At 54.6% G+C, this 14,382-nt stretch carries 16 protein-coding genes; 12 read left to right on the top strand and 4 right to left on the bottom strand.

The window, feature by feature from the left end; all coding sequences use genetic code 11:
- Nucleotides 1-69: 69 nt before the first annotated feature.
- From EVJ21_RS15545 to EVJ21_RS06685, 4 genes are all read left to right on the top strand, one after another.
- Nucleotides 70-198 carry a hypothetical protein gene (locus EVJ21_RS15545; RefSeq protein ID WP_255570010.1) on the top strand — a complete coding sequence of 43 codons (129 nt, stop codon included), beginning with the start codon at nucleotides 70-72 and terminating at the stop codon, nucleotides 196-198.
- Entirely contained in the window at nucleotides 195-761 is a 567-nt protein-coding gene (locus tag EVJ21_RS06695; protein ID WP_201739984.1) for a hypothetical protein, read from the top strand. The genes EVJ21_RS15545 and EVJ21_RS06695 overlap by 4 nt, the downstream gene beginning before the upstream one ends.
- A 22-nt stretch (nucleotides 762-783) precedes the next feature.
- Nucleotides 784-1,956 carry an IS200/IS605 family element RNA-guided endonuclease TnpB gene (gene tnpB / locus EVJ21_RS06690; protein WP_131490180.1) on the top strand — a complete coding sequence of 391 codons (1,173 nt, stop codon included), beginning with the start codon at nucleotides 784-786 and terminating at the stop codon, nucleotides 1,954-1,956.
- 229 nt (nucleotides 1,957-2,185) lie between these two features.
- Complete coding sequence (locus EVJ21_RS06685) at nucleotides 2,186-3,190, top strand: DUF2194 domain-containing protein (protein WP_236636568.1); 1,005 nt, start codon at nucleotides 2,186-2,188, stop codon at nucleotides 3,188-3,190.
- 52 nt (nucleotides 3,191-3,242) lie between these two features.
- Here the strand turns inward: EVJ21_RS06685 and gnd are convergent, their stop codons facing one another.
- Both gnd and EVJ21_RS06675 read right to left on the bottom strand, forming a co-directional pair.
- Nucleotides 3,243-4,124 carry a phosphogluconate dehydrogenase (NAD(+)-dependent, decarboxylating) gene (gene gnd / locus EVJ21_RS06680; RefSeq protein ID WP_070328394.1) on the bottom strand — a complete coding sequence of 294 codons (882 nt, stop codon included), beginning with the start codon at nucleotides 4,122-4,124 and terminating at the stop codon, nucleotides 3,243-3,245.
- Between the two features lie 59 nt (nucleotides 4,125-4,183).
- Nucleotides 4,184-4,396 (bottom strand): hypothetical protein, encoded by a 213-nt coding sequence (locus tag EVJ21_RS06675; protein WP_070328395.1) that lies wholly within the window; start codon nucleotides 4,394-4,396, stop codon nucleotides 4,184-4,186.
- A 510-nt stretch (nucleotides 4,397-4,906) separates the two neighbouring features.
- On the opposite strand from EVJ21_RS06675, the gene EVJ21_RS06670 reads away from it, so the two are divergent.
- The 5 genes from EVJ21_RS06670 to EVJ21_RS06650 all read left to right on the top strand — a co-directional run bounded on the left by EVJ21_RS06670 (nucleotide 4,907) and on the right by EVJ21_RS06650 (nucleotide 9,504).
- Nucleotides 4,907-5,785 (top strand): LCP family glycopolymer transferase, encoded by an 879-nt coding sequence (locus EVJ21_RS06670; RefSeq protein WP_236636576.1) that lies wholly within the window; start codon nucleotides 4,907-4,909, stop codon nucleotides 5,783-5,785.
- Between the two features lie 72 nt (nucleotides 5,786-5,857).
- On the top strand, nucleotides 5,858-6,703 hold the full coding sequence (locus EVJ21_RS06665; protein ID WP_236636567.1) for a YihY/virulence factor BrkB family protein: 846 nt from the start codon (nucleotides 5,858-5,860) through the stop codon (nucleotides 6,701-6,703).
- A gap of 102 nt (nucleotides 6,704-6,805) precedes the next feature.
- The gene (locus EVJ21_RS06660) at nucleotides 6,806-7,729 is read left to right on the top strand and encodes an LCP family glycopolymer transferase (RefSeq protein WP_131490177.1); all 924 of its coding nucleotides are present in this window, start codon (nucleotides 6,806-6,808) and stop codon (nucleotides 7,727-7,729) included.
- 88 nt (nucleotides 7,730-7,817) lie between these two features.
- On the top strand, nucleotides 7,818-9,014 hold the full coding sequence (locus tag EVJ21_RS06655; RefSeq protein WP_131490176.1) for an alpha-amylase family protein: 1,197 nt from the start codon (nucleotides 7,818-7,820) through the stop codon (nucleotides 9,012-9,014).
- Nucleotides 9,015-9,141: 127 nt separating this feature from the next.
- Nucleotides 9,142-9,504, top strand: coding sequence for a hypothetical protein (locus tag EVJ21_RS06650; RefSeq protein WP_131490175.1), 363 nt, complete (start codon nucleotides 9,142-9,144; stop codon nucleotides 9,502-9,504).
- Nucleotides 9,505-9,529: 25 nt separating this feature from the next.
- Here EVJ21_RS06650 and galE read toward each other — a convergent pair whose 3' ends face one another.
- Nucleotides 9,530-10,546 carry a UDP-glucose 4-epimerase GalE gene (gene galE / locus EVJ21_RS06645; protein ID WP_131490174.1) on the bottom strand — a complete coding sequence of 339 codons (1,017 nt, stop codon included), beginning with the start codon at nucleotides 10,544-10,546 and terminating at the stop codon, nucleotides 9,530-9,532.
- 26 nt (nucleotides 10,547-10,572) lie between these two features.
- Nucleotides 10,573-11,757, bottom strand: a complete 1,185-nt coding sequence (locus EVJ21_RS06640) for a flagellar basal body-associated FliL family protein (protein ID WP_131490173.1) — start codon at nucleotides 11,755-11,757, stop codon at nucleotides 10,573-10,575.
- Between the two features lie 194 nt (nucleotides 11,758-11,951).
- Here EVJ21_RS06640 and EVJ21_RS06635 point away from each other — a divergent pair, with 194 nt between their 5' ends.
- Genes EVJ21_RS06635 through EVJ21_RS06625 form a run of 3 tightly spaced genes read left to right on the top strand, consistent with a single transcriptional unit; the run spans nucleotide 11,952 to nucleotide 14,169 of the window.
- A complete protein-coding gene (locus EVJ21_RS06635; protein ID WP_131490172.1) occupies nucleotides 11,952-12,677 on the top strand; it encodes a YveK family protein in 726 nt (241 codons plus the stop codon).
- On the top strand, nucleotides 12,670-13,386 hold the full coding sequence (locus tag EVJ21_RS06630) for a CpsD/CapB family tyrosine-protein kinase (RefSeq protein WP_070328404.1): 717 nt from the start codon (nucleotides 12,670-12,672) through the stop codon (nucleotides 13,384-13,386). The genes EVJ21_RS06635 and EVJ21_RS06630 overlap by 8 nt, the downstream gene beginning before the upstream one ends.
- 15 nt (nucleotides 13,387-13,401) lie before the next feature.
- On the top strand, nucleotides 13,402-14,169 hold the full coding sequence (locus tag EVJ21_RS06625) for a tyrosine-protein phosphatase (RefSeq protein ID WP_131490171.1): 768 nt from the start codon (nucleotides 13,402-13,404) through the stop codon (nucleotides 14,167-14,169).
- The last annotated feature ends 213 nt before the right edge of the window (nucleotides 14,170-14,382 follow it).

Below are 14,382 nucleotides of genomic sequence, written 5' to 3'. Positions count from 1 at the left end.
CGGTGACATGCATGCCACGGACGAAACTTGAGGATAAATCGACCTTGTCCCTTGAGCTCGGGGTAACTTGTGCTCGCAGACGAGGGAGAGGCCGAGCTTCGCCCGTTGCTTGACCAGATGAAAGATATGGTGCCGGAAAGCACCATCCAAGAAGACAGGCGGTTCATTCTTAGACGGTTAGAAGGTGCAGTCTGGTGAACAAATCAATGATCAGCTATGTCGCTGCCTTATTTTCACTACTCTTGGTCGGAATTCTATTTGTCCAGTTGCTTAGACTCGACTATGGCCACCGGTTGATCCCGACCAAAGCCTATGAAGCGAGAGAGTTCAGGACGCTAGCGGGTGAGAGCAGAGAACTTGAAGGAGAGCCGATCAATATCTACATTCATCAAAATGAGGATGAATTGTCCGAGGCGATTTTGACGAACTTCAAATACGCGCTCGACTACGCCAAACTCCCATATACATCGATCACGGCTGCACAAATCGAGGGGCTCGCCCCGTCACCGCATAACATGCTCGTCTTGAGCGGGGAAAACACGGAGCAGTGGCCGTACGAGACGATCAAACAATACGTCGAACAAGGGGGGCGTCTCTATATCGCCGGACGTTTCATCGATGCGAAGTGGGCCGACCTCGTCGGTGTCAGCGATTTCGGGGACTTTCTGGATGGGGTCAACGGGCTTATCTTTGAACGAGAACTCTTCCCGGGCTATGTCGATCTGCCGCTAGACTCTGAATTGTTTATCCATTGGGTATAAATACCCAAAGGGGGTGAATATCATGTTGAAGCATAAGGCTTACAAATTCCGAATATATCCGACAAAGGAGCAGGAAATCCTGATTGCCAAGACAATCGGTTGTTCACGTTTCGTCTTCAACCACTTCTTAGCGAAGTGGGAAGAAACCTACAAGACGACAGGAAAAGGCTTGTCCTACGGTTCCTGTTCGAAAGAAATTCCTACCTTGAAGCAACAGTTTGACTGGCTAAAAGAAGTCGATAGCACATCTGTCCAGACCAGCGTCAAACATCTAGCCGAGGCGTATGACCGCTTCTTCAAGAAGCAGAACGAACGGCCACGGTTCAAATCGAAGCGGAACCCCGTCCAATCCTATAAGACGAACATCCAAGGCAAGTCTCAACTTCCTGAGGTGTCGATCGTCGGCAACAAGCTCAAACTTCCGAAGTTGAAGTGGGTCCGGTTCGCCAACTCGAAGCAGGTCGAGGGCCGCATCTTGAACGCCACGATCCGACGTAACGCCTCAGGTAAATACTTCGTCTCCCTCCTCGTCGAGCAGGAAATCAACGAACTGCCGAAGACCGGCTCAACCGTCGGCGTCGACGTCGGACTCAAGAACTTCGCTATCCTGTCCGACGGCACGGTGTACCAAAACGATCGCTATTTTCGCACGCTTGAGAAGAAACTGGCGCGTGAGCAACGCAAGCTATCGCGCCGACGGCTCATCGCACTGAACCGGAACATCAAGCTGTCCGAGGCGAAGAACTATCAAAAACAAAAGCGCAAGGTCGCCCGCAGCCATGAGAAGATCGCCAACAAGCGTACCGACTTCCTGCACAAGGTATCGACCGAGATCGTCAAAAACCACGACGTCATCGGCATCGAGACCTTGCAGGTGAAGAACATGCAGAAGAACCGCAAGTTGGGCAAGTCCATCTCCGAAGTCAGTTGGTCGGAGTTCTTCCGCATGCTCGCATACAAGGCGGACTGGTACGGGAAGACCGTCGTGAAGGTCGGCAAGACCTTTGCCTCGAGCCAGCTCTGTTCGAGTTGTGGCCATCAACACAAAGACGTGAAGCATCTTGGTCTGCGTGAGTGGACATGCCCGGGCTGCGGGATCCACCACGACCGCGATGTGAACGCAGGACTGAACTTGAAACGAGAGGCTGAACGAATCTTGGCCTCTTCAACCGTCGGGACGACGGGGCTAGCCTGATCAGGTTCCGGTCGTTAGACCGGATGACTCAGGAATCCTCCACCTCTAAGCGAAGCGTAGGTGGGGGTAGTTCAAGGATGGCGCCATATGGTGACGGTGAAGTCATGTTTTGGAACACGACTTCCTTGTCTGACAAAAACTCACGCGGCTTGATGGTGCAGGCGCTGACGATTATTTCCCGGCACCGGTGCCCGATAATTCAATTCCGGTTATCGAGGACGCGTACGGATTGTCGATCAAAGATTTCTTCTCAGACGTCTGGTGGCAGGACGTGCAACAGATTGCCCGCGACCATGATTTGGTCTACACCGGGTTCATGATCGGGAGCTATAAAGCGACGAGTGAAGAGGATGTCGACCAACTTGTTCAAAAGATTCGGGCATCGATGTTCGAGTACGGGCGTGGTCTCATGCAAGTGGACGGGGAGATCGGGCTGCACGGATTAAACCACCAGCCGTTAGTGACGAACGGGGAGACGATGGACCCGGAACTCGGGTACACGGCGTGGGCGAGTCGAGAGGAGATGCGGAGCGCCGTCGAACGGGTCGTCGACACGTTTAGCTATTATATACCGAAGGAAGAGATTCGGAGCTACGTTCCCCCATCAAACATTATCGGAGCGTCAGGCCTTTCCGTCTTGAACGAAGCATTCCCCAATGGACTCGTCATCGCTAGCCTGTACAGCGGGGACACCTCGAAAGGCAGTTACGTCCAAGAGTTCGGCCCCGATCCGATTTATGAACACTTATATAACTTTCCGCGCATTTCGAGCGGATATAATGAAACGATAGACGACCAGTTCGTTGTCGTCGACGCGATCGCGAACTTCGGACTCGTGTCGCACTTTATCCATCCGGACGACGTGCTGGATGAACGGCGCTCGAAAGGACAGGGCTGGGCGACGATGGAAGACTCGTTTGAAGACATGTTCAAGATGATTGACCGGACGTATCCGCACCTTGAGGCACTCACCCAGTATGACGCCTATCAAAAGTACGAACTGTATCAACAAGCAGACATCGAGGTCGCTTATACTGAGGACACGATTGAAATCAACAGTCAACAGATGCTGATTCCGTCGACGATGCTCATCCGTCTGCAGGCAGGAACATATTTGGAAACGGGTAAGTTCTCGTTCGGAAACGTTCGCCCGTTCGGGGACAGCGGGACGTTGTATCAACTTGAATTGAAGACGTCTTACGTCAGTCTGGAGATTAAGACTGACAGACAATGAGACACAAAAAAAGGCGAATCCCTCAAACGTGAAGGATTTGCCTTTTTGTCGTTCATTTCTTCTCGACCGCATGACCGCCGAACTCGTTCCGGAGCGCGGCGACGACCTTGCCGGAGAACGTGTCCTCCTCGAGCGAGCGTTGGCGCATCATGAGCGACATGGCGATGACGGGTGCCGGGACGCCGTATTCGAGCGCCGTCTCGACCGTCCACTTGCCTTCGCCCGACGCATGCATGACGCCTTTGATCTCGTCGAGCTTCGCGTCCTTGTGGAACGCGCTCTCGGTCAACTCCATCAACCAGGAGCGGACGACCGAACCGTGATTCCAGACACGGGCGACTTGTTCGTGGTCGTAATCGAATGGGCTCTTCTCGAGAATCTCGAACCCTTCGGCGATCGCCTGCATCATGCCGTACTCGATGCCGTTGTGGATCATCTTGAGGAAATGCCCGCTGCCACTCGGCCCGGCGTACAAGTAGCCGTTGTCCGTCGACACGTCTTGGAACAATTCCTCGATCTTGCCGAACGCCTCGATATCGCCGCCGATCATCGTGCAGGCGCCGTTGCGTGCGCCTTCCATGCCGCCACTCGTCCCGACGTCGAAGAAGTAGATCAGTTTGTCGTTGAAGTGCTCGGCCCGCCGCATCGACTCCTTATAGTTCGAGTTGCCGCCGTCGATGACGATATCCCCTGGAGACAACAGCGCATGCAAATCGTTCAACACACGCTCGGTCACGTCACCGGCCGGCACCATCACCCAGACGACGCGCGGCGCTTTCAATCCGTCCACGACCGCTTCGAGCGAATCGAGCGTCTCGAACTGGCTCGTCGACACGTTGCCCGGGTCGTAACCGAGCACGCGGTGGCCCCCATCCGTCAAATTGAGCGCCAGGTTGAGTCCCATCTTGCCAAGTCCAATCATTCCTAGTTCCATATTCGTTCCCCCAATCGATTGGTTTAGTCTTTATAAGGGTTACCCGAAATGGAGCGGATTCAAAAGAGAGGATTTATATCATCGATCCGATAGGCGAGGATCGACCCGATTCGGATCTTCTGTCCATCACTCGCCTCGATGAAGTCGTTGAGCGGATTGGCCAACTGGAGCGTCTGGTTAAATGTCCGTTCGGCCTGGTGCCTCGAACTTCCATAAATAATAAATGAAAACGGCTCTTTTTTCTCGATAAAACACGTGACGACGAAACGCATCCGTCTATCCCCTTCGCAAAATAATTGGATTTCAATTACATTTACATGATTTCTTATACAAATATTACAAAAAATAATGCGTTTGTACTATAAGGCTTTTTAGAAATAAGGAAACGGACCTAAAAAAACAATCGATTGAGGACGTCCCCGATCGGTTTCGTAAGAATTAGAACTGCGTGTTGCGACCTTGTGCCTATGGTGATCGGAATGGTAGCGGTTTCGGTTTTTGGAGCTCAGGGTAGGATTAAAAAAAGATATGCCAGAAAAGCTAAACCTTTTTTCAAAACCGGCCGATAAAAATAAGCGAGTGAATGATTCGACAACAATCGGCAACCATTTACCTCTTTTATAAAAAATAGGAATATTAAAATAAGGTGCATGCTAAAATAAAACCTATGTGAAATTGACTACAGGTTCGAGGAAAGGTGCAATGTCATGGAAGAGCAAAAGAAAAAGAGAGTCAAGAAACGTCGTAGGAAGAAAACGCCCGCAAAACGCATCGCGTTGATTGTGGGGATCGTCGTCGGACTGTTCCTGCTCATCGGAGTCGGGGTGGCAGCTTATTTGTATAACCAAGTGGACTCGACGGTCAGTCGTTTGAACGAGTCGGCCGGGCTCAGCCCGGAACGGATGAACAAGCAGACGATCAACGACAAGAAACCGGTATCGGTCCTGTTGCTTGGTGTCGACCGCCGTGCCGACGAGCAAGGCCGCAGCGATTCGATTATCGTCATGACACTCAACCCGAATACGGATGCGAGCGCGATGCTCAGCATCCCGCGCGACACGAAGACGGAGATCGTCGGCAAAGGCACGACCGATAAGATCAACCACGCCTACGCGTTCGGCGGTGCCGAAATGGCGCTCGCGACGGTCGAGAACTTACTCGACATCCCAATCGATTACGTCGCCGAAGTCGATATGAAAGGGTTCCAAGACACGGTCGACCTTCTCGGCGGCGTCGAAGTGACGAACAAGTTCGCCTTCACGTCAGGCGAGTATTCGTTCGAGCCAGGCACGATCAACTTGTCGGGCCCCGAGGCGCTTGCGTACACGCGGATGCGCTACGACGACCCGAGTGGTGACTTTGGTCGCCAAGAGCGTCAGCGTGATGTCATCACGGCGCTCGTCAACGAAGGCAAAGACGATTTCTCGATCTCGAAATTCAACAATATGCTCGACGTCTTAGGCAATAACGCGAAGACGAACATGACGTTCAAAGACATCCGGACACTATCGGCCGACTATATGGCCGCCTTCAAAAACCAGGACGTCCTTCGTCTCGAAGGCACTGGCGGCAAGGCTGAAGACGGCATCTATTACTGGAACCCGGATGCGGCCTCACTTGAAGACGTGAAGTCGTATCTCGGCGAATTGATGGAACAATGACAATGGCGCCTCATCCAAAGCGGATGGGGCGTTTTAATTTGTGCGATAATGAAAAGAAAAGGGGTGACCCGTGTGCTCGACCGACTGATTTGTCTCATCATCGACGTCCGCCATCGCTTCAAAGACCATCACATCAACGACTATAGCGCCACGCTCGCCTTCTTCTGGTTTCTCGCCATCTTCCCGACGTTCGTCCTGTTGTTCGCCGTCATGGCGTGGCTCGGAATCGACGACGCCCTGTTGATCGAGCAGATCGAAATCTTAATCCCGGGCGCGAGTGTGCGTGACATGCTGTCGGTCGTCTATGACGTCAGCGGCGACATCAACGCCGGACTCATCTCGGTCGGTGCCGTCATCGCCGTCTGGTCGGCCTCAAACGGGGCGGCCCGGCTCGTCAAGCTGACCGTGTTCGCGTACGGCGAGACCGAGGCGCGCAGCTACATCGTCCGTCGGCTCATCGGGCTGTTGACGCTCGTCGCCTTCAGCGTCGGCGCCGTCATCTTGATCGTGTTCCACATCTTCGGCCGTGAGTTCGTCGAGCTCATGTACGCGTGGTTCCCGATGCTCGAGGAGTTTGAACGGTTGGCGACGCTCGCCCGCTATACCGTCTCAACCGTCATCCTCATCTTCGCGTTCTCGCTGTTTTATAAGTTCGCCCCTCAGCAACACGTCACATTCACGGAGACGCTCCCAGGCGCCACTTTCGCCGTCATCTCGTGGCAGCTGTTGTCGACCGGCTACAGCATCTACGTCGACCAGTTCTCGATGTTCGGCGACACGTACGGGACGATTGGGATCGTCATCTTGTTTCAGATCTGGCTCTACTTGACGGCGGCGACGATGCTGCTCGGGGCGGAGATCAACGCGGCTTGGCCCGGTCATACGCGACGCCGGCCTCAGCGCACACATTTCCCATGAAAATCCGAAAGAAATCGTTAGCATTTTTTGGCAACGTGCTATAATACTACACGGTAAGCGGGAATTATTCATACTATAGATTTAATGAAAGCAGGTGGTCTGATGGCGAGACATCGCAAGAAATCATCATGGAAGAAATGGGTATTGCTCACAGTAGGCGTCATGACCGTCATCCTCATCGCCGGCGGACTGTTCGTCTGGTCGATGTACCGGGACGTCAATGAGACGGTGACACGGGTGAACGATAATTTAGAAATCTCTGAAGAACGCAAACAAGTGCAGACGATCGAAGAGAAACGGTCCGTGTCGGTCCTCCTTCTCGGCGTCGATCGCCGTGGCACCGAGCAAGGGCGGAGCGACTCGATCATCGTCATGACGCTCAACCCGGAGACGGACGAAGGGGCGATGCTCAGTATCCCGCGGGATACCAAGACGGAGATCGTCGGGCGCGGGATGCGTGACAAGATCAACCACGCCTACGCGTTCGGTGGGGCCGAGATGGCGATGGATACGGTCGAAGGACTCTTGGACATCCCGATCGACTACGTCGTCGAGACGGACATGGAGGCGTTCACCGAGGTCGTCGACGCGCTCGGCGGCATCACGGTGACGAACAACTTCGCGTTCGCATCGGACGGTTACTCGTATCCGGTCGGTGAAGTGGAGTTGACGGGTGAGTCGGCATTGTCGTATACGCGCATGCGTTACAACGACCCGAACGGAGACTTCGGCCGCCAAGAGCGGCAACGCGCTGTCGTCGCGGCCATCGTCGAGAAAGGGCGTTCCGACTTCTCGGTCGATAAAGTGACGAAATTGTTGGACGTCGCCGGCAACCGTGCCAAGACGAACATCGAGTTCAACGAGCTCGTCGGTCTGTCGACGGACTACATGCAGGCGTTCCGTAACGCCAGCACGCTCCGGATCGAAGGGGCGGGCGGGCTGGAGTCAGACGGTATTTATTACTGGAACCCCGATCCGAACTCGCTCGCAAGCGTCCAGACCGAACTGAAGCGTTTGATGGACTGAAGTCGCCCTTCTCGGGTGGCTTTTTTCGTGCGTTTGAAACGGGCACATCGGTGGGACTGTTAATAGAGACAGTACTAGGAGGGATCACATGATTTGGGACAAACTTGAACCGATAATCAACCGACTCGAAGACGATCATACAGCCGACGACTGGCGCCGTCTGTTCGACAAGTGGGCCGGCCACACGTGGCACGACCACGAGGCGCCGAGCGAGCTGACGAGCGTCCTCATCGTCGACGCGAACGCCGTCACGACAGATGGGACGCAAGACCTCGACGCGCTGCACACGCTGTTGAAAGACCATGTCCGATCGTCGATCAGCGACTTGTATCTCGTGTCGCTGTTCCCGCATCAAGTGAAGCCGACCGACACGGCCGTCAACCCGCGCATCCGTCTGTTCGAGGACCTCGGGCGCTTCCACGACGAGTTCGATCTCATGTATGAGATGACGCCGGACGTCTATAACGAGCTGCAAGTCGATTTGCTCGACGAGACCGACGCCTTCATCGAACGGCTCGCGCAAGGGGCGACGAAAGTACGCGTCCACGTCCAATCGTTCCGGGGCATGCCCGAGGAGCGGATCAAGCACGTGCTCGAACTATGGCAATTGATTCTCCACCATTATAAACCGCACGGGCAGCTCGTCCTCGCCTATGAAGGGGACGCCGACCGGACCGGTTCCTACTTCGAAGTCGCCGACGTCATCTGTCACTTCGACTTGGCGTCCCATACGCTGCTCGCTTTCGCCCAAGGCAACGCCAAAGGGTTGACGGACTGGGCCGACAACATCGAGGCACCCGAGGACGGCAAGACGTACTTCAACTTCTTGTCGAGCCCGGAGCGGGACCCGTTCGAGAAGAACTTGCTCGAGCCGTCGGTCGACATGTTGCTCGCCGCCCATAGCGTCCTGTTCTCGCTGCAAGGCATCCCGGCCGTCGATTACCGGACGCTGCTCGGGGTGACGACGCCGGTCGAGCGGGCCGCGCTCGTCCAAGAGTTGAAGACGGACCCGTACCGCCTGCAAGTGTTCTCCGGCATCTTGAGCCAGCTGAACGTCAAGCGGACGCACCCGGCCTTCTCGCCGTACGCCGAGCAGCGCATCGTCGCGACGGACAAACGCGTGTTCACGGTCGAGCGGAGCGGGGGAGGCGAGACACTTCTACTCTATACGAACGTGTCGGACGAACGGGTCGTCATCGCTGCGAGCGGGACGAACTTGTTCACGGGAGAATGGGTCGAGGCGGTCGTGCTCGAGGCGTACGACTTCATGTGGCTCAAACAATAATAGGGCTTTTGAACCAAAAAACATTTTTGGTTAATAGTCGTATTGACGCATTCGGTGTTTAGGTAGAAAATGGAATAGAAGGAAGTTCTATGACATACACGACCATACACCGAAGGAGCGGATTTCCATGAATCAACCTTTATTCGCGTATTTGTTCGGCTTGACGCTACAGTCGTTTCTCTATTGGATGTTTGCCACGCTGTTCATCGCCTTGGTCGGCTACGTCGCCCTCTACGTATGGGACCGTGACGTCGCCAATCAATACCGATCGCTTTGGCGCAAGGGCTATTACCTGACGTTCGGCGCCTTCGTCCTGTTCGGCTTCATCGTCGGCGAGTTCGCCATCGACGCCGCGTGGACGCTCGCCGGGATCGCCATCTTGATCGTCGTCCTCGACTACGGCGTGCTCGGGGCGCGGGAGCGACAAGACGCGATAGAAGAAGACCTGATAGAAGAAGACACGACAAAACCCCTTACGGAAGAACGATAACTCGTTCTCACGTAAGGGGTTTTTCTTATGCCCGGTAACCGTTCGGGTTGTTCGCTTGCCAGTTCCAGGCGTCGCGGCACATGGCGCGGACGTCGTGTTTCGCTTCCCAGCCGAGCGCGTCTTTCGACTTCGTCGGGTCGGCGTAGCAGCTGCCGATGTCGCCTGGGCGACGCGGCGTCACTTTATACGGGACAGTTTTTCCACTCTCCACCTCGAAAGCCTTGACGAGGTCGAGCACGCTGTAGCCCGTGCCGGTCCCGAGGTTGAACGCCTCGGCGCCGGTGTGGTCCATGACGTAGTCGAGCGCCTTCAAGTGGCCTTCTGCCAAGTCGACGACGTGGATGTAGTCGCGGACGCCGGTGCCGTCCGGTGTGTCGTAGTCGTCACCGAACACGCTCAGTTCGCTCAAGCGGCCGACGGCGACTTGCGTGATGTACGGCATCAAGTTGTTCGGTACGTCGAACGGATCTTCACCGATCTGGCCTGACTCATGGGCACCGATCGGGTTGAAATAGCGGAGGAGCGCGATGCTCCATGACGGGTCGGCGACGGCCAAGTCGCGCATGATGTCTTCGATCATCAGTTTCGTGCGGCCGTACGGGTTCGTCGCGCTGAGCGGGAACGATTCGTCGATCGGCGTCCGTTCCGGCATGCCGTATACGGTCGCAGAAGAAGAAAAGACGATCTGTTTCACGTCGAACGCGTTCATCACGTCGAGCAGGACGGTCGTCCCGACGACGTTGTTCTCGTAATAGCGGAGCGGCTCGTTCACCGACTCGCCGACGGCTTTCAGTCCGGCGAAATGGATGACGGCGTCGATCGTATGTTTCAAGAATATCTGTTCCAATAACTCTCGGTCGAGGATGTCGCCGAGATAAAACTCGGCCGTTTTGCCGGTCAGCGCCTCAACACGGTCGAGCGCCTCACGGCGGCTGTTCGACAAGTTGTCGAGGACGATGACATCGTAATCATTTTCAAGTAGTTGGAGGACGGTATGGGTGCCGATGTAACCGGCACCACCTGTAACTAAAATTGTAGTCATGGGGATTACTCCTTCCGAAAAAATCATTATTTTTCTGTCAAACGCACGCGGGTCTGTCCGTTCGTGCCGATAAATAAGCGGAGCGAGTACGTCTCGCTCTCATAGACGAGCGCGTCGTTCGTCTCGATGACGGGTTCACCGAGCGGGTCGAACGCCTCGCGCGCGAGTTGCGTGTTCGTCCAGTCGATGGCGTGGACTTGGTCGTCTTGGATGACGAAGAAGCCGCCGTTGTAGAACGCGTAGGCGTTCAAGGCGTCGGTCTCACGACCGTACGGTGCGCCGATCGTCTCGGTGAGTGCGGCCTCGTTCATCGCGAAGAAATCAGGGAGCGTTTCACCAAGCCAAGCGTTGTCTAGGTTTGTTTCGGCCCAGTCGAGCAGCGTACTGTCAGTCAGATCGCGTGACGGCCAGTCGGTCGTGACGGCGTCGAGTGCGACCCAAGCCGTTGTGCCGTCGAGGTCGACTTCGACATGATTGTCTTGTTCGTTCACAATCTCGTAGCGATCGCCGATATCTCCTATATAGGTGACTGTCGTGCCGTTCGGTTCGCTGACGAGGTTGACGTTTTTCGTCGCCAGCCAGACGTAGTTCGTCTCCGGTGCTTCGACGACAGGTTCCGGCTCAGGTGCCGGTGTCTCGACTTCCGTTGTCTCGCTCGGCTCAAACAGCGCCGCTACATATGGATACCCGATATAGCCGCCGCCTAATAAGATCGTGACGAGCAACAGGCCACCGAGCCATTTGCCTTTCTTCTTACGAGGGCGGGCCGGTTCAATTCGCTTGGCCCGTTCGGCGCGCGACGGGACCGAAGTCTCCGGTACGTAACGCGGCTTCTGAGTCTGTGCTGCTGGTTGTGGCGTTCTTTCCGATGCGGCGTCTTCCGTTGTCTCGTTGACGACTGTCTTGTCAACCGTGATCGGTTGCGGCACCGTCGCTTCTTTGTTCAGCACCCGATCATGCTTCTCGAGTAAAGACACATAATATGGAAGGAACGTGGCATCTTTCTTCCCGTCTTTGATCCAGGCCGTGAAGTCGGCCGCTGATTTTTCGTCGGTCGGGAGTGAGGCTTTCGTCGCACCGGTCAGTTCTTCAAAAGAAACGGTCAACGATTTGCCGTCCCCTAGATTTTGTTTGATTAAAGTTTGCAATTTTGTACGTGTCGACGCATCGACATCGGCATATAGCTGGAGTAGGCGCTCACTAACGTGCACTATTGTCTCCCCCTTTTGTAAAGTTATTCCTTTCAAAGTTTAGCAGATTTGCATGCCAAAAAACCCAATTTTTAAAAAATGGGTCATCACGGGAGAGAATTTTTGCTATAATGTTTTGGTATTGTCAGTAAAAATATTATTTGCGGAAATTTTCCAGTCGTGATTTTACAGAATAGAGGAGAGAGAACACGAATATGAATGAAGAAACGATTTCCCTTGGAGAACTGTTCTCCATCTTGAAGCGGAGCAAATGGCTCATCGCAAGTTTAGCACTCATCGCGGCACTTATCGCCTTCCTTGTCAGCTCGTACGTCATCCAACCGACGTATGAGGCGTCGACACAAGTGCTCGTCGCACCGAAAGAGACACAAAACAACATGATCGACACCGGCCAAGTCCAGTCGTCGGTCGCGCTCGTCAACACGTACCGCGTCATCATCCAGAGCCCGGCCATCTTAGAGCCGGTCCAAGAGAACGTCGTCGGTGCCCCGGAAGACATCAGTAACTTGATCACCGTCAACAGCGAACAAAACTCGCAAGTCATCAACATTGCGGTCCAACATACGAACCCGGTGCTCGCAACGGATATCGCCAACGAGATCAGCACCGTGTTCTCGAAAGAAGTGAAAGAACTAATGAGCGGCGTCGACAACGTCAAAGTGTTGTCGGATGCGTCCGTGCCGATGTTCCCGGTCAGTCCGAACATCTTGCTCAATACGGCGATCGCGACCGTGCTCGGCTTGATGATCGGAGTCGCCATCGCTTTCCTCAAAGTCATGCTCGACCGTCGCATCAAGACGGAGCAAGACGTCGAGACGATTTTAGAACTCCCGGTATTAGGGTCGATCCCGGTCATTGACCGTGTCGAGATGCAGCAACAACGCCAAGCGAAAGTGAAAGGTGAAGAAGTCCATGTTTAATTTCGGGAAAAAGAAACACAAACATATCAAATACGACAAGACCGGACGCGACTTGATCACGGTCCATAAGCCGAAGTCGCCGATCTCCGAGCAATACCGGACGATCCGGACGAACCTCGAGTTCACGGCCGTCGATGACGACTTACAGACGATGGTCATCACATCTGCCTCGTCTGGTGAAGGCAAGTCGACGACGTCGTCGAACCTCGCCGTCGTCTACGCCCAGCAAGGCAAGCGCGTCTTACTCGTCGACTGCGACATGCGCCGCCCGACTGCCCACTTCACGTTCCGTCTATCGAACGGGATCGGGCTGTCGACCGTCCTCGCTAAAAAGACGACGATCGAGAAAGCGACGCATTCGACACAAGTCGAGAACTTGGACTTGATGGCAGCGGGACCGATTCCGCCGAACCCGTCGGAGCTGTTGTCGTCGAAGACGATGGACCGCGTGCTCGAAGAGTTGAAAACGAATTACGACATCATCATTTTAGACGCCCCGCCGATGATGCAAGTCGCCGACACACGCGTCCTCGCCCGGAAAGTGGACGGCGTCGTCCTCGTCGTCGGTTGCGACAAGTCGGACCGCCAGATGGTCGTCAAAGCGAAAGAACAGTTGACGCTCGCCGAGGCCCATATCCTCGGTGTCGTCTTGAATAAGCGTGAGCCGCAAGGCAGCGATGATTATTATTACTACTACGCGTACGAGTAAAAAGGAGACAACGCCATGATCGATATCCATTGTCACTTGCTCCCGGCCGTCGATGACGGACCGGAGACGGTCGAACAAGCGGTAGAAATGGCGAAGCGCGCGGCAAGCGAAGGGGTGACCGCAATCGTGGTCACCCCCCACGCGTTTCACCCCCAGTTCGAGACGGACGAGTTGAACGTCCAAAACGCCGTCGCCAAGCTTCAAGACGTATTTCGCCATGAGGGCATCGCGCTTGACCTGTACGCTGGGCAAGAGATTCGCGTGTTCGGCGAGTTAGTCGAGGCGCTCGAGCAAGGCCAGGCGCTCTCGCTCGCCGGATCGCGTTACGTCCTCGTCGAGTTCCCGAGTGACTCTGTCCCGGCCTACGCCGAGCAATTGTTCTTCGGACTGCAGACAGAAGGGTACACACCGGTCATCGCCCACCCCGAGCGCAACAAAGAGTTCGCGACGAACCCGAAGCGCTTGATGGACTTTGTGTCGTCTGGTGCGTTGTCGCAAATCACGACGGGCAGCCTGACGGGTGAGTTCGGACAAAACGTGCAAGATCTCGCTTTCACATTTCTACGGAACGGACTGAGCCACTTGATCGCCTCGGATGCCCATAGCACCGGGCGCCGCACGTTCTACTGGGACGACGCCAAAGACGCGGTCACGAAAGAACTCGGGGCCGACAAATGGGACACGTACGTCGGTAACGCTGAGGCGGTCCTGAAAGATGAATTCGTCTTCATCGACCCCCCTATTCTTCCAATTAAAAATTGGAGAGGGAAATGGAAGAAATGATTTCCCTTTATTAACAATAAACGATTGACAACTAGGTTATCATTATGATTTTTGTCGACATCTGTCGAACGATTTTATGTTTTAATTTCCTTTCCTTGGTTTTTTAGGTGGTTCGAACGTGATACCCTTAATTTATAATTTTTTTAAAGGATGGTAGATACATCCTTTTTTCTATGGATTAGACATAATAGATAGAACCATCCAAGAGGAGTG

Source organism: Exiguobacterium sp. SH0S2, from assembly GCF_004337185.1.
In the GTDB taxonomy this organism is placed as follows: domain Bacteria; phylum Bacillota; class Bacilli; order Exiguobacteriales; family Exiguobacteriaceae; genus Exiguobacterium; species Exiguobacterium aurantiacum_A.
This window is presented reverse-complemented; position numbering and strand designations above follow the sequence as displayed.

Bases quoted from the DNA above. Each gene is read 5' to 3' on its own strand.
- EVJ21_RS06630 (WP_070328404.1), top strand. From the start codon at position 12,670: ATGTTTAATTTCGGGAAAAAGAAACACAAACATATCAAATACGACAAG.
- EVJ21_RS06660 (WP_131490177.1), top strand. From the start codon at position 6,806: ATGGCGAGACATCGCAAGAAATCATCATGGAAGAAATGGGTATTGCTC.
- EVJ21_RS06655 (WP_131490176.1), top strand. From the start codon at position 7,818: ATGATTTGGGACAAACTTGAACCGATAATCAACCGACTCGAAGACGAT.
- EVJ21_RS06625 (WP_131490171.1), top strand. From the start codon at position 13,402: ATGATCGATATCCATTGTCACTTGCTCCCGGCCGTCGATGACGGACCG.
- tnpB (WP_131490180.1), top strand. From the start codon at position 784: ATGTTGAAGCATAAGGCTTACAAATTCCGAATATATCCGACAAAGGAG.
- galE (WP_131490174.1), bottom strand. From the start codon at position 10,546: ATGACTACAATTTTAGTTACAGGTGGTGCCGGTTACATCGGCACCCAT.
- EVJ21_RS06675 (WP_070328395.1), bottom strand. From the start codon at position 4,396: ATGCGTTTCGTCGTCACGTGTTTTATCGAGAAAAAAGAGCCGTTTTCA.
- EVJ21_RS06635 (WP_131490172.1), top strand. From the start codon at position 11,952: ATGAATGAAGAAACGATTTCCCTTGGAGAACTGTTCTCCATCTTGAAG.
- EVJ21_RS06650 (WP_131490175.1), top strand. From the start codon at position 9,142: ATGAATCAACCTTTATTCGCGTATTTGTTCGGCTTGACGCTACAGTCG.
- gnd (WP_070328394.1), bottom strand. From the start codon at position 4,124: ATGGAACTAGGAATGATTGGACTTGGCAAGATGGGACTCAACCTGGCG.